Below are 15,665 nucleotides of genomic sequence, written 5' to 3' on the forward strand. Positions count from 1 at the left end.
TTCCCCCATTACCTTTTAAAGTTGGCTGATGTGACTTCGAATTTATCATAGCGGTGCCTTGCAAATGAGTATTCGAAAGGAACCCCATTGTCCAGGAAGGCGACCTGTTCAACCTCGAGGATGGGATCATCATCCTTGCATACCAGGTGTAGATGATCCAGTTCACCTGACTTGCTTGCCCTGATTTTTCGATGCGAACCGGCAATCGTCAGCCCCAATTTTATTCTAATATGTTCATAGATGGAGCCCTGGAGGACATCATCATCAATTCCCCTGATCAGTGCAGCTGGCATATAAGTTTTTTCCAAAACATATGGTTCATCCGCAACAAGCCGCAAGCGGATAATATGATAAACCGGGGTTTTCTTGTCAATGGCCAGATGGGCAGCTACTTCATCATCAGGAAATTGGACTTCGAATTTGATGACCTTGCTCGTCACTTCTTTTCCTTGCAAAAGTCCCGTCAGGCCGATTGATTCATTGCTGACAACATTGACCCGGCTATTCTGGATGGCCGATTTCACAATAAATGTTCCATGTCCCCTTTTCCGGTACAGCAGCCCTTCAAGCACCAGGATATCCAGCGCCCGCTTCATCGTCATACGGCTGCAGCCGAATTCCTTTGCGAGTGTAATTTCGTCTGGAATCGGTTCATCTGGCGAATAAGAGACATTAATGATCCTCTGCCTGATTTCAGATGATATTGTTTCGTACTTGGTCATAACGGATCCACCCTGTTAAATAGATTCTCACTTTCATTATAAATGGATTCTGGTAAGTTATCTAAAAAAGATGGTCATAGCGACCATCTTTTTATGCAAAATCAGAAACCGTTTTTTTCAGACACAGCCTTAAACCACTTGCCGCTCTGCTTAATTGTTCGCTCCCCATCTTTATCTAGATTAACGGACACAAAACCGTAGCGGTTTTTATAAGCATTGGACCATGACCAGTTATCCATGAACGTCCATAGATGATAGCCCCTTACATTGGATCCTTCCTGAATCGCTTTATGGACCCATTCTAGATGCCCTTTAATAAAATCTATCCTGTAATCATCCTGGATGATGCCATTTTCGTCCCGGAATTTTTCTTCTCCTTCAACGCCCATCCCGTTCTCGGAAATGAAGCATTCAATGTTTCCATAGTTTTCCTTCAGGTTGATAAGGATATCATAGACACCTTTTTCGTAGATTTCCCAGCCGCGGTGAGGGTTCATTTTGCGGCCTGGCATGACGTAATTATCAAAGAAACGTTCTGGCATAAATGGCGCTTCCGGATTCGGCAGATTTTCTTTTGCTTTTACGCGGCGCGGCTGATAGTAGTTCACGCCCAGGATATCAACAGTATTATTCTTGATAAGTTCCAGATCGCCTTCTTCCACAGTTGGAAGGAACCCTTCTTCCCTCAGCAGCTGAACGAGCTCCTCTGGAAATTCACCCTTAACGGAAGGATCAAGGAAAGAGCGGTTAAAGAATGCATCAGCGAGAACAGATGCTTTCAAATCAGCCGGATTCTGGCTACGCGGATATGATGGCGTCAAATTCAGGATGATGCCGATCTTCCCATCCTGTTTTTGTTCTTTATAAGCCTTGATTGCCTTGGCGCTTGATAGAATGGTATGGTATCCCACCTGGACAGCTTTGCCGAAATTGATTTCGTTTGGATAGTGGAAATCATAGAGGTAGCCGCCTTCAACCGGTACGATCGGTTCATTGTGGGTAAACCATTTTTTCACACGGTCCCCGAACAGCTCAAAGCAGACTTTTGCATATTCCTCATAAGCATCGACCACTTCACGATTTGCCCAGCCGCCGATCTTCTGCAGCTCCATCGGCATATCAAAGTGGAACAGATTCACAAAAGGCTCTATATCATTATCAATCAATTCATTGATGACATGATTGTAAAATTCAACAGCCTTATCATTCACCTCACCTTTTCCTTCCGGGATCAGCCTTGACCATGAGATGGACAGGCGGAAAGAATTGTGGCCGATTTCCTTCATCAGCCTGATATCTTCTTTATATTTATAATAGAATTGGGATGTTTTCTCTGGCCCTACACCATTAAAGAAACGGTTTGGCTCTGTTTCATACCAGTGGTCCCAGATGTTTTTCCCTTTGCCATCAACATCAGCCGCACCCTCTGTCTGGGTCGCGGAAGCAGAAGAGCCCCACCAGAATCCTTCCGGAAATGGATATTGAATTTCATTCTCGCTATGATTAGACATATGATTCTCTCCTTTTGTGTTTGTAAAAGATACAAGGGCAGAAGTCCCGGCCCAGCAAAGGATGTTTTGCTTTTTCCGTCACTCTGCCCTATCGGTTATTAACTCAAATGGAAATCCCTGAAGTGATTTTTTTATGATGTCAGACTCTCTATTTTTTACAGTCAGCTTTCTAACTAATTTACATAATTTTATAAAAATAATAGTTATTTGTCTAGACATTTAAATCAAAAGTATAAATATTAAAAAAAGACCGTCCTGGAACCGGACGGTCTAATCTCTTATTGAATTTCTTCAAGCAGCTGATACGCCTGCTCTTTAGACTCAGCTTTTAGCAGCTGTTCGCGGAATTCATCATCCATCAGTTTGCGCGACAGCATCTGCAGGATTTTCAGATGGGCATCGCCGGCTGCCTGTTCGGGCACGGCAATCATGAAGATCAGCTTGGCATCTGTGCCGTCAAGGCTGGACCAGTCCACACCTTCCCGCTTGATGCCAAAAGCAACGGCGGGGCGTTTGACTGCGTTTGATTTTCCGTGCGGAATGGCAATATTCATCCCCAATCCAGTAGAACTCTGTGCCTCACGGTTAAGGATTGCTTGCTTGTACGCTTCTTTCGAGCTTAGTACACCTGCTGCATCAAAGCGTTCAATCAGTTCATCAATGACATCATCACGCGCTTCACCTTCTAGGCTGATGTCAATCAGTTCAACGCTAGTAATGTCAGTCAGTTTCCGGATTTCTGCATTTTCCTGCTTTTCTACTGCAGCTTGTACAGATTCTTCAGGAACTGCGCTGCCTTCTGCGCCGGCAAGAGCTGGGACAGGGGCACCTTCAACATTCTTCTTCAGTGCAGTAACCATCAGGGCAGTCACGACAGCACCAGCAATAGCAGCAACAAAGAACATCAGGACATTGTCGACGGCTCCAAGGACAGCTACAATCGGTCCGCCGTGCGCTACGCGGTCTCCAACCTGGGAGATCATGGCGATAACCGACCCAACCATGGAACCAGTGACAATGCTGGGAATAACGCGCAGCGGATCCTGCGCTGCAAATGGAATCGCACCCTCTGTGATTCCAAAAAGACCCATCGTAAAGGAGGCTTTTCCTGCTTCCCTTTCAGTTTGCGTAAACTTTCGCTTGTTAACAAAAGTTGCCAGGCCGAGCCCGATTGGCGGGATACAGATGGCCACCGCAATCGGGCCCATGATTTCATAGTTTCCTTCCGCAATCATGGCAGAGCCGAACAGGAAGGCCACTTTGTTGAAGGGACCGCCCATGTCGACCGCAATCATAGCGCCAAGGATAAGTGCCAATACAATTGAGCTTCCTCCCTGCATGCTGCTGAGGAGATCGGTTAAGCTTTCGAATACTTGTGCAACTGGAGCACCAATAACATAGATGAACAATAAACCAACAATGACAGACGAGAGAATCGGGATAAAAATGATGGGCATAACAGGCTGTACGGCTTTAGGCACCTTGAGCTTCTTAATAGCCAGAGCCACATATCCTGCCAGGAACCCGGCAATGATGCCGCCGATGAATCCTGCACCTGCTTCACTTCCATAAAAGCTTCCGTTCGCAGCAATATAACCGCCGATCATACCCGGCACAAGCCCCGGACGGTCTGCAATGCTGACAGCAATGAAACCTGCTAGGATAGGAACCATGAACATAAAGGCAGTCGCACCAAGGCTTTCAACCTGCTTCCAGATGGAATCCTCAGGAATGACGATTCCCCCAAGTGTCTGTTCCCCGCCAAGTGTAAGTGCAAGGGCGATCAGAAGTCCTCCGACAACGATGAATGGAACCATATAAGAAACACCACTCATCAGATGCTTATAAATAGGGTTTTCCTTCTGTTTCTTGGCAGCGCCTTCATTTTTGGCCAGTTCCGGCTTATAAATTGGGGCGTCTCCAATCTGAATCCTTTTGATCAGCTCCTCCGGCTTGCGGATACCATCCTGAACGCCGGTGACAATCACTCTTTTTCCAGCAAAACGGTCTTTAGGAACCTCCTTGTCTGCTGCAATGATGATGCCGTCTGCTTCGGCAATATCCTGTTCAGTTAAAGCGTTCTCTACACCGATCGAACCTTGCGTCTCTACTTTCATTTCAACGCCGAGCACTTCGCCTGCCTTTTGCAGGTTCTCGGCAGCCATATACGTATGGGCAATGCCGACCGGGCAAGCTGTGACAGCCAATATCTTCGCCATATCTAAAACCTCCTGGTTAAAAAAATCTGTTGTAATCGCTTACCATTATAATAAACCCTCCCTCATGCCTATATTTTTCGGATTTTTACCGGAGACTCCGGTAAAAAGGAATTATTAAAAAAAGCAGCGGGCTTTCGCTCCGCTGCTTTTTTATTGTTGTTTAAGCATTTTTAAAAATTCTGCCGCATTTCCGGCTGACACCAGTTCATGGACAGCAGCAGGCGACTCGCTCAATGAAGCGATCTTCCCGATGATCCTCCGGATGTCACGCTGATTTTCTTTTGCAACGGCAAGCAGAAATACGAGTGAAACCTTTTCGGAGCCCCACTCGAGCGGCTGATCCAGTATTGCCGCTGCGATCGCCGTCCTGCTGATCATGGATGGATCTCCATGCGGGATGCTAATACCCCCGCCAATGGCAGTGGCCGAGTTCCTTTCACGGTTCACCGTGCTGTGAATGAACTCTTTTGCAGCATAGCCTTTTTGATAGAGGGCCATTGCCAGCATTTCAACAACCTCATACCGATGCTCTTTTTTTACATGGAGAAAAATCAGATCCTCTTCCATAAGATCAGCAAAAGACTCTTCCCGGCCTTCCGTCTTGCCAGTACGAAGATTGTCCACAAATTGGCTCAGCCTCTCCTTATCCTCCTGCCCAAATAGGGGAGAAATCTGGATATAGCCAGTCCCTGCTTTTTCAAGGGGGACGGTTGAAATGATAAAATCAGGATGATGTTTTTCCAGCGCTTCTGCCACTTCGGCCTTGCCGATGCAAGCGGCAATTTCAATGGCAGCATACTGCTGCTCAATCTTTGCTTCAAGCAGGTGTGACATACCGATGCCCATATGGCAGACAATGATGGCCCGCTTCTTTTCAATATTTCTTTTTCCTTCAAGCCTTTCAATCGAGGCCTGAAAATGAAGGACGATATAGGCTGCTTCATCCTCCGGGATGCTGATATGGAATCCTTCCCTGATATCGTCGAGCGCCAGGATGACCATGCTGAACATATAAGGATACATTCTTTTAATATTGGCGAGAAGCGGGTTGGTGATTGGAAAACCGTAATGAATACGGCTGATGACCGAGTGCATATGCACGGCTAGCCCGCTCGCAAGGATATGGTCATTCCCAAACGGAAACAATGTCAGCTTTTCCATTCTTTCGATGAGCAGCTGAACAACATGCTCTGCCTTCTCATCCTGGATCAATGCAGACTCAGCCTCTTCTGAACGTTTGGCACTGATAAAATGCCAGGTATAATACACAATTTCTGCTTCCGGGAAGGATAACTGGAAAGAATCTGCCAGCCTGGTGAAAAAAGCAGAGGCATACTCATATTCTTTCCGCAGTGCTATTTTTTCCATTTCGGCGGGCTCAACGAAAACAGGCGCCCTCTGCCTGGTTCTTTTGATCATAATGAGTGCATGGACCACAAGGCTGTCGAGTGCTTCATCCGTAAACCGGATTGATTCATTGTTCTGTATCTCTTTAAGCGCTTTGCGGACAATGTCAATTTCATACGGCTGGAAAAGGTCCAAAACTGGATTTTTGCCAATGCCGCCTGAAGGAATTAGCCCGGACAGATGAGCCAGAGCATTCCGCTTATTGAGTTCCGTCCCTTCAATAAGATGTCCAAGCCGCTGCCTGGAAACAAGCAATAAGTCAAACCGCTCGAGCCACTGGGCAATAACTTCAAGGTCCTTCTTGAGGGAAGCGTTAGGGACAAAATACCGTTCTGCCCAATATTTTAAAGTAATGGCATTCCCGCTTGTCAGAAGCTGAAAAGCCATCTCAAACAATCGCTCTTCCATTGTTTTTGAATCATCCGAGAAAAGGCTCTGCAGTATTTCTGAACGTGCGGCCTCATCAATCTCAATGAAGATGCCAACTCCCGGCTTGCGGATGAGGTTTGTTCCTTCATACTGACCGAGGTAATCCTCGATCCGGTCCAAATCATTCCTGACCGTCTTCTCCACACAGCCAAGCTGCCCGGACAAATCCTTTATCTGCAGAGCACCTTCCTCATGAAGAAGCAATATCCTCAGAAGCTCCTTTTGTCTATTTGTCATGCTGCCACCTGCCAACTATTGAATAATTAAAAGTGTAGCCTCACTGGGTCGGGGAATCAAGACTTTATGGGTGTGGAGGATGTCTTAGTTTTTGAGCGAAAAAAAAAACCTCTATAAGATTGGGCTGGGTGTAAGACACGATTTGGGCCATGGGACCTGTCCCCCTGGCTCTTCCGGGCGAAAAAAAGCCCCTATCAGGATAGGGGCATAGGGGCTGGGCATAGTTTGCTTCAAGGGATCTGTCCCTCTGGCTCATACATGGGACACAATAAGTTCGGCCTGGCCTTCGACTTCGTATTCTCCGAAGTCGGAAGGGAGAATGAAATGGTCTCCTCTGGTAAAAGCATATTCTTTTCCATCTGCCTTCAGGACGCCGCTGCCGTTCAGCACACTGCCCAAAAGGAATGGTTTGTCCTGTGCAAAGCTCGCCTTGCCATTGATGTTCCATTTGTAGACCGTAAAGTACTCTGCTTCAACGAACTTCGTGACCTCGGCTTCTCCTTGCTTTTTCACAGACGGCTCAACACGTGTGGACTGATGCGGGATAGCAGTGACCGCAATTGACTTATCAATATGCAGCTCACGTGTATTTCCTTCAGCGTCCTTCCGGTCATAGTCGTACACACGGTAGGTTGTGTCAGAGCTCTGCTGCGTCTCAAGAATCAGCGTGCCTTTGCAAAGCGCATGGATAGTCCCGCTCGGTACATAGAAAAAGTCGCCCGGCTTTACAGACACACGGCGCAGAAGCTCATTCCACTCGCCCTTTTCAACACGCTCTACAAACTCTTCCTTTGTCTGGGCCGTATGGCCGAAAATCAGCTCGGCATCCTCATCACAGTCAATGATGTACCAGCACTCCGTCTTGCCCAATTCGCCATTCTCATGCTCTTTCGCATAAGAATCATTCGGATGGACCTGAACCGATAAATCAGCATTCGCATCAAGGATTTTTGTCAGCAAAGGAAAAACCGGCGAAGAGTAGTTTCCGAACAGCTCGCGGTTGTTTTCCCACAGCTCCCCGATCGTCCTGCCGGCATACTCCCCATTCTTTACTGTGCTCTGCCCGTTCGGATGGCCGGAAATTGCCCAGCATTCTCCTGTATGGTCAGAAGGAATGGAGTAATCAAAAACATCCCTCAACGCCGTCCCGCCCCATATGCGCTCCTGAAAAACAGGCTCTAAAAATAAAGGTTCCTTCATGATGTAAAGCCTCCTATGTAAATGGTAGTAGATTCCTGTTCGATTGTAACTTGAAATGGGGATGTTCACAAGCGGGAGAAAAAGGACCACGGTTTCCCATTAGCCCTATATATTGAATAAGGGTAAATACATCTTCTTCATTTTTCCCCGTACTTCACTTCAACTAGTAAACTTTCATCTCAGCGTAAGAAAAAGGGACAGCAGCCCGCAGCCCCTTCGTGAAACAACTGTGTGAAACAAGAATTTTCGGGAGGTGCCTGTCACCTTTCTATGTACTAAGCTCCTCAAAAGTATCCCACTTCACTACTTCCTCATACTCCTCACCATCAATCATGTAAGTAACCTTCGCCGCCCTGCTTTCATCCTCCTTCATCTCATCAAGCAGAATTTTTGCAACAACCCTGCTCTCTCCCTGGACTTTAAATCCAGTAATATCTTTGATTTTCCCGATATTGCGGTCTCCCGAATATAACCCCATTTCTTTCAAAGGATCGGCACCGTAAAATACATAGGCAATCCCATCTTCATCAACAGTTACAGGCGCACCATCTTCTTTAACTAATTCAATAGAAGCAATGATTGCCGGCTCATCCCCTGTCCATTCAATTGGCAGAACCATATAGTAGCTTTCACCAGATTCCATTGAATCAGCATACAGATTACCGAACATAAATTCACCATCATCTTTGGTTTCCGGCTCACTGCAGGCAGTCAGGAACAAAGCCAGAAGTATAATTGCTATTACCCTTAGAGTTTTCATCATCAGCCTCCTCTTCGTGATCCCGCTTCCAAACACCTCTCTTTGCAAAAATAGATTCCTGTCATAAGTTCTAGGTTGCCGGTCCTTTACTTAACAGAAACCGCATGGCAGAAGGAACAAATCCTTATTAATCAAACGTTTGATTAATATATTTATAGCCTGTTTGCTTTCTAGAGAAACACACAAAGGTCGATGTCAAGATTGGTTTGAGCCCTTTCCCTAATGAATGAAACGCTAATCCCATGTACATTTTTTACCATATTGGTATAAAATCAAGTAAGAACATTTAAATTGAGAGTTTGTATCGGAAATATCATTATTATTGGGTGAAGTCTCTTATACTTCACCTCTTCGTGGAACAAATTGTGAAACAAGATTATTCGGGTGGTGCCTGTCACCTAGAAAGTAGGGTAAGTAATGTCTTTTCTTAAAAACGTCTTTAATGTCTTAACAGACAAGCGGGATATAAAAGAACCTGAAATTTATAAGCATTTCAATGAAAAATCTGTCACCATCTCACGTCTGACCGAGCTGGCAGAAAGCAATGATCCAAACATCGACCTGAAAAAAGTGGAAAACCACTTAAAGTTATTCACCATCGGCCAAACAGGAGAAAAAAACGTCCTGTTTGAACTCCAGCACTCTATGCTGCCGCTGGTCATCCTGCATGATGTATATCTGGAGTATGGTGATTATGCTGCTCAATTGGATTTTATTGTTATTACACATAAGTTCATAATGGTTTTAGAAGTGAAGAAGATGTTTGGCAATATACATATTACTGATAAAGGGGAATTCCAAAGAGTAATTACGAAGAACAACAGGATCATTAACAAAGAAGGGATGTACAGCCCGATCAACCAAGTCGAACGGCATATGGGAATCCTGGAAAAACTCCTGAAAGATGACGGTGCTATAAAAAATTGTCCCGTTACCTATGCTGTTACTTTTGCAAATTCCAAAACTATTTTGGATATCGCTAAGAATGCGCCGGCAAATATACAATCAAAGGTCATCCGCCATGACCAAATCAAAACTTTCATTCAAAATGAGCTGGAGAAAAAATCGCCTGTATTCATGACAGATCAACTCGTCTATGGGATCGCGGATACTATTCTGAAATACAGTAAAGAAAAGCAATTCAACAAAGAAGATTATTTGCTGCAAACATCTCTAGCGACTCAAAAGGAAATATCAAACGCTGCCTCTGTCCCAGCTGTAAATCAAAATGATAAGGATAGCATCTTAAAAAAATCTCTAACTGAATATCGTCTTAACCGTTCAAGAGAATTGAATATAAAACCTTACTATATTTACACTAATAAAATGCTGGATGAGCTCTTGGAGAAAAAGCCTATGACCATTGAGCATTTGTTAGAGATTGAAGGGTTTAGCCAGAAAAAAGCGGAGGACTACGGAAAGGATCTATTGGCGATCATTAGCGGACAATCGCCAGAATCACGCTTTCCGAAGAAGCAGCACACCAAACATATCCGGAATAACCCACCAAATGAAAAAGAAATCCGCTCTGCTTTAACCGCATTTAGAACGAGCCATTCAAAAAAGCTCAATGTAAAACCGTATTATATCTTTACTAACAATACACTAGAGGCAATTTTAATTAAGAGACCTGGTACTATGAGTGACCTTTTAAGCATAGAAGGCATAGGGCCAAAGAAAGCCGGGGAGTTTGGGCAGGAACTGCTGGATATAATAAAGGGAAATTAACAGGAGGGGAGCTGCTCCCCTCCTATTTATTTAGTTAAAATCTGCTTCTCCCAACGTGAAACAAATTGTGAAACAAGATTTTTCGGTAGGTACCTGTCACCATGTTTAACTATCTCAAAGTGTGGTAAAAACTGAGTTAAGGCTTATTTTAGAATTGAGGGGTACGAATACATATGAATTCAAATGCTTTTTCTTACAGCAAGTTCATGAATTTTGACGAAGCGGCGGACAGCATCCTACGAATGATGAGCAGGATTTTAAATATAAATACACTTTTCATTGCTAAAAATGATCAAAGGACAAATGAGATTGTTAAGGTTGTTAATCATGGGGATACTTTGCTGAGGGAAGGAGATACTCTTCCTTTTGAAGAGACTTTTTGCAAGCTGAGTGTGGATCATGGCGAAAAGGTCCTGTTCATTCCAGATATTACAAAAAGCGATTTATCAAACGCACTTAATGTGACCCGGAATTTAGGAAGCGGCAGCTTTGTAGGCCTTCCTATTTTTTATGAAGATGGAAGGAATTATGGGACCATCTGCGGACTGGATACGGAAACCTTTGAACTCACTGAAGAACATGTGGAGCTGTTTGAGACCATGAGCTCTCTGCTCTCCTATGTACTGGAGCTCGATGACGCGAACAGGCAGATTCAAACACTGTCAGCACCGCTCGTCCCGATCACTACAGGAGTGGCCATCCTTCCGATCATCGGCAATATCAATGAATTCCGGCTGGAAACCATCATAGAATTGGCCCTCACCAAGAGCGAGAGCCTGTCACTGGAGTATCTAATCATTGATCTGTCAGGGATTCTCCAAATCAACGATATGGTGAGCTCGTCCCTTTTAAAAGTTGCCAATATGCTGAGTCTGATTGGAGTAACCCCCATACTTACCGGTATCAGGCCGGACTTGGCGTTAAACGCAATCAGCACAAATATAGATTTGAAATCAGTAAAAACCGAGGCCAGCCTGGAAAGTGCTTTGAAGACGATTGGGTTTACACTGAGCAGAGATGAAGGGGCCGGCTCATCCTCCCGCTCCCTTTTTAGGTGAAATGTATTAATGCTCATAAAGCCAGAGGGGGACAGGAGCGTTGTCCCCTCCGGCCAGATGGGGCTGCTTTTAATCGAGGTTAAGACCCTTCCCATACATTACTCTATTCTCTCACCTTTACCTGAAATAAGTTTTAGCTGATCATTTTCGTAACCGATATTGTAGGTGAGTTTGTATTTGCTGTAGACGGTTCCTCCGTCTTTTCTCTCATCAGCAGAGATGATCGCGACTGCAGTTGCATTATCACCATCAGTGCTGGCGGTGATATCGTCAATAGAAACTGACTCTGTGTTCAAGTAACCCTCCCGAAATTTCTCATAGGTGATGGAGGATTGCCAGCTGCTTCCGATCAGGGAGTAGGCGGTAACATAGTCTCCCTGGTTAAGGCAGTCGTAAAAATATTCAACAAGGTATGATGCATAATCACCGATTGAGTATTCTTCCTCCTCATAGCTATACTGGTCTGTTGCAATGGCAACATCGGCGACATTGGTCATTGGGGACTTGGACCAGCCTTCAATAAGCGGCAGAATACTGTTAATTGGGATGCTGAATCCAATGCTGCCCTCGTCCATCCCGGCTGAGTTGATGCCCAGAACCTCCCCGGTCTTGCTGTCAATCAGAGGGCCTCCGCTATTGCCATGAGCAATCGGGGCAGATATTTGGTAAACATCCTCATATTTGAAAGGCTCCAGCACAAAATCCCGGTCCACGCCGCTGATAATTCCAGTGGTTACTGTGTTCTCCAGTCCAAGCGGGGTGCCAAGTGCCAGGACTTCATCCCCAACCTCGCCTTTACGGTCGCGGGCGATTTTAAGAGGGTCTGTCCCTACAAGACCCTGCACCCGGACAAGACCAACATCTGTCTCACTGCTTACGCCGATCACGACTCCGGAAAATTCACGTGAATCTGAGGTTTTCACCTTCACATTACTGGCATTCGCCACTACATGGGCGTTTGTCACAATGTCACCTTTGTCGTTATAGAGAAAGCCTGATCCTAATGAACCGTCCTCCAGTTCTATTTTTACAACCAGCTTTTGCGTTTGATGGATGATTCCTTTCAAGTCTTCCGGTGTCTCTGTCACCTTGGATGCAGCTGGATCCGCTTTAGCCACAAGGCCAGATGGGACCGTGAGTTTTTTGGGCATCGAATCTTTCAAATAATAATAGCCGTATATGCCGCCGCCCCAAATCAGAACAACGGAAGATATGCTGATAATCCATTTTTTCACATTTTCACCCTCTTAATTTAGATACCAGGTTATATTGTCTATATCTACAGTCGCATCTTGGTAGATTCCATAATAAATGTCATCAAAGGAGCCCGACTCTCCCGGCTCTAAATAATACGGATAGACAGTGACAGATCCATCAGTAATATAGCTGTTGTCTGCATCGTAAACTGAGTAGTAGATTGTCACAGAGCTGATGGAAGCCGTCGCAGTGTTCTTCACCTCGCCAGTTACATAGAGATCTCCATACTCATCAACTTCAGCTGTCACGCCTAGAACCTCTACTGCAGCAGTCCGGTTTTTTAAGTCCTCCTGCGCTGCAGCTTCCATGGCCTGTTCAATCCGCTGCTGCTCCGCCTGTTCAAAAGCTGATCTTTCCTGCTCGACCCTGTCCCTGAATGCCAAAAGCTTCTTGTCATTTGTGGCATACTCCAAACCTTTATCGATAATGGAAAAAGCGTCTGTGAACTGTTTTCCTTTTAATTTCCCTTCGGCATCATCTGTACTGATTTGGATGATTTTATTTAATATCTCTGTCTTGACCGGGGTAGCTTCTTTTTCCGGTAATGTAGCCAATATACTCAATTTTCCTGCCAGCTCATCCACTGTCTTTAGTCCGTTCAATTCCTTCTTTATTGTACCGACAGCAATCTGGACTTCTTTTTCTTCCACCTTAGCTTTAAAAGGCTCAAAAAGAGGGCTTTCTGAGTCGTTTATTTTGCTCTTTAAACTAGCCAGGCCTTTTGAAGCTGCATTAAACTCTGTTTTTTTAATTTTGCTGCTTGCTGTATCAAGGATTCCTTCTAGTTCTAAAGCCAAATTAACCAAATCAAGGTTACCCTTGAGAGCCGTATATTCAGGACGCTTGGAAATTCCTTCTTCCAGCAGCTTTTTAGAAGCTTCATAGTCTCCCTTCAAAGCCGTTTCCTCAGCCGACTTCATTATGCCCAGAACCTCCGCGTTAACTTCTTTTTCCTGAAAATAATAGTAGGAGAGTCCAATAGCGGCTATCAGGATGCTGACCAGAGGAAGGGCAAACGGAAGGGCACTCTTAAAGGTAGTACGCTTTCGTTCGGAGCGGGACTCTGCCCCATTTACAGGTGTATCCATATTAGCTTCATCTATAGGATATGTATGCTTTTTTGAGAGACTCTCATCAGCAGCCGCCTGCCCACTGCCGTTCCCATCCTTCATTTCTTCCTTCGGCCTGGCTACAGGAGCGCCGCATTTTGTACAAAACCGGGAGTCGGCTGCCAGCTTTTCTCCGCATTGATTACAGAACATCCAATATCACCCTTTCTGGTTAAATAGTACCAGATTTACACAGGATGATTCTACCACTTCTGAAAATAAATATTGAAGAACCCGGCACCTAAAAAAAGAAAGGGACAGTAAAATCTGTCCCCTCCGGCCCCTGCCGCAATCTTATGAAACATCGCTGTGAAACAAGATTTTTCGGGAGGTGCCTGTCACCTAATATTTTCTACAACAGCCTCTATCACCGAATCTACATCCGCTTTCCCATGATACCAAACATATATCACGGTTTTCCCCTTAGAAGCAAACACCTTTTTAATACCCTCTTCCTCATAAACAATCAATTCATCCAAAGCAGGATTCTTTTTTTGCACGAACTCCTCCACGCTATCTTCATACCTGTATCTTTTCACTAAATCAGAAAGTAGATTATCCGCGAGACCAGCTATGCTGAGCTGATAGACCTGTGTTTGAATAGAAGGTGAATATCTGCCGCTGCCATCATACCACTTCTCTCCAATGACTTCTCCGTTTTCATCTGTTTCATATTGAACGGGTGCCAATGGACTCCAGTCATAGGAAATGCGGTTGCCCCAATCCACATCGTCATCTACATATGAGGGCTCGCCCCGGCTCAAGTCCGGATTCTGTTCTATATCTGCCAATCTCACAATCGGCAGGTCTATGTTTCCTTCAGGCAATGTTTTTGTGTCCATCATAGAAAGCTGCGCGAATGATATAGCAGCAGTGGAACCGGCTGTTACTATAAAAAGCAAGGCAATCGCCGTATTCCGGCGGAAGCGCTTCTTCCACGGAGCATGGTGGTCAATCGGTTTTCCTTCGGCCAGTTTTTTCCGCAGCGACCGAATAGAAATCGCCGCCTGGAGAGAATTGTAGGCCGAATATCCGAGGATGATACTTAAAATTGTTTGTGTAAGCACATTGCCCTGAACCATCATCAAAGTTGGTGTTCCGTCAAGGAACCATATAGAAGCCAGCATCCCAAACGTCAACAGTATCATGATTGTGACGGTCCAGGCAGTCTGAGTATACTTTTCATCCAGTGCCTTTAATGTGTAGGACTGCTCCGCTGGATCTGTATGGATCTCTGGTGCATGAAGCTCAGCGGGTGAAGAAAACACATGGAAATAATTATAGGTAGTCACATAATCCCATCCGCTCTCGGAATACATTTCAACCTGTTCACTCGAAATCTTCTTACTGAACGAAACATCGATTCTGTATCTCATTTTCTTCGGCTCACCTTGGGCAAACTTAGCAAACCGGCTCCCCATCTTTTTAAGGTGAAGCCCTTCTGCTGCCATATCTGTGAACCAGCTTTCATGCTCCCCTATCCGCCAATAGTCATTGGGCCGGAGTTTGCGTACAATTTTACCCATTCCCCTCACCCTCCTCTAAAATCCTGCTGTCTTCAATCAGGGCTTTTAATCGGCCATACTCCACACGCAGGGCCTGTTCCCCATCAGTTGTAATTTTATAGGTCTTCCTTCTGCCATCGTTTTCAGCCAGGGAAATGAGTCCGTCCTTTTGCATCCTTGAAAGCACTCCGTAAAGTGTTCCCGGTCCCATATTCACCCGGCCGTGTGAAACTTCAGCGATGGCATGCATCAGCTGGTAGCCATGATTGGGACGCATGAGTGCAAGGAGTACGTAGTACATGGCTTCGGTCATTGGGCCTCCAGTGTACGCCATTGGCGGTTACCTTCTTTCATTGTTGGAGTTATTATGTTACTCGATATTATGTCATACGATATATCGTGTGACATAATAATATAAGATTGGAAGTTTCCTGTAAATAGGTTTGGAGGTTATAATAGGAAAATATATAAAAAAGCACTGCCGGTATTTTACCTGGCAGTGCTTTTCATGTCATATTCCAGT

Annotated in this window: 12 protein-coding genes; 2 read left to right on the forward strand and 10 right to left on the reverse strand. The window is 45.1% G+C overall.

Annotated elements, in window-relative coordinates; translation table 11 throughout:
* Window positions 1-8: 8 nt before the first annotated feature.
* The 6 genes from N288_RS21135 to N288_RS21160 form a co-directional block, all read right to left on the reverse strand.
* The gene (locus N288_RS21135) at window positions 9-722 is read right to left on the reverse strand and encodes a GntR family transcriptional regulator (protein ID WP_009792831.1); all 714 of its coding nucleotides are present in this window, start codon (window positions 720-722) and stop codon (window positions 9-11) included.
* 101 nt (window positions 723-823) lie between these two features.
* Entirely contained in the window at window positions 824-2,233 is a 1,410-nt protein-coding gene (locus tag N288_RS21140) for a glycoside hydrolase family 1 protein (protein ID WP_009792830.1), read from the reverse strand.
* A 278-nt stretch (window positions 2,234-2,511) separates the two neighbouring features.
* The gene (locus N288_RS21145; protein ID WP_009792829.1) at window positions 2,512-4,452 is read right to left on the reverse strand and encodes a PTS fructose transporter subunit IIABC; all 1,941 of its coding nucleotides are present in this window, start codon (window positions 4,450-4,452) and stop codon (window positions 2,512-2,514) included.
* A 150-nt stretch (window positions 4,453-4,602) separates the two neighbouring features.
* Window positions 4,603-6,525, reverse strand: a complete 1,923-nt coding sequence (locus tag N288_RS21150; RefSeq protein ID WP_022544445.1) for a BglG family transcription antiterminator — start codon at window positions 6,523-6,525, stop codon at window positions 4,603-4,605.
* A gap of 252 nt (window positions 6,526-6,777) precedes the next feature.
* Entirely contained in the window at window positions 6,778-7,725 is a 948-nt protein-coding gene (gene manA, locus N288_RS21155; protein ID WP_009792827.1) for a mannose-6-phosphate isomerase, class I, read from the reverse strand.
* Between the two features lie 268 nt (window positions 7,726-7,993).
* A complete protein-coding gene (locus N288_RS21160) occupies window positions 7,994-8,488 on the reverse strand; it encodes a hypothetical protein (protein ID WP_232217704.1) in 495 nt (164 codons plus the stop codon).
* Window positions 8,489-8,902: 414 nt separating this feature from the next.
* On the opposite strand from N288_RS21160, the gene N288_RS21165 reads away from it, so the two are divergent.
* Window positions 8,903-10,213 carry an HRDC domain-containing protein gene (locus tag N288_RS21165; protein WP_009792825.1) on the forward strand — a complete coding sequence of 437 codons (1,311 nt, stop codon included), beginning with the start codon at window positions 8,903-8,905 and terminating at the stop codon, window positions 10,211-10,213.
* Window positions 10,214-10,386: 173 nt separating this feature from the next.
* Window positions 10,387-11,271, forward strand: a complete 885-nt coding sequence (locus N288_RS21170) for a GAF domain-containing protein (RefSeq protein WP_009792824.1) — start codon at window positions 10,387-10,389, stop codon at window positions 11,269-11,271.
* Between the two features lie 98 nt (window positions 11,272-11,369).
* On the opposite strand, the gene N288_RS21175 is transcribed toward N288_RS21170, so the two are convergent.
* The 4 genes from N288_RS21175 to N288_RS21190 form a co-directional block, all read right to left on the reverse strand.
* Entirely contained in the window at window positions 11,370-12,506 is a 1,137-nt protein-coding gene (locus N288_RS21175; protein WP_009792823.1) for a S1C family serine protease, read from the reverse strand.
* Window positions 12,507-12,518: 12 nt separating this feature from the next.
* Window positions 12,519-13,790: an FxLYD domain-containing protein gene (locus N288_RS21180; protein WP_009792822.1), complete on the reverse strand. Its 1,272-nt coding sequence runs from the start codon at window positions 13,788-13,790 to the stop codon at window positions 12,519-12,521.
* Window positions 13,791-13,975: 185 nt separating this feature from the next.
* Entirely contained in the window at window positions 13,976-15,163 is a 1,188-nt protein-coding gene (locus tag N288_RS21185; RefSeq protein WP_009792821.1) for a DUF2812 domain-containing protein, read from the reverse strand.
* Window positions 15,156-15,476 carry a PadR family transcriptional regulator gene (locus N288_RS21190; protein ID WP_035402003.1) on the reverse strand — a complete coding sequence of 107 codons (321 nt, stop codon included), beginning with the start codon at window positions 15,474-15,476 and terminating at the stop codon, window positions 15,156-15,158. The genes N288_RS21185 and N288_RS21190 overlap by 8 nt, the downstream gene beginning before the upstream one ends.
* Between the last annotated feature and the right edge of the window lie 189 nt (window positions 15,477-15,665).

Origin of the sequence: Bacillus infantis NRRL B-14911 (genome assembly GCF_000473245.1) — a bacterium.
Classification (GTDB): Bacteria; Bacillota; Bacilli; order Bacillales; family Cytobacillaceae; genus Bacillus_AB; species Bacillus_AB infantis.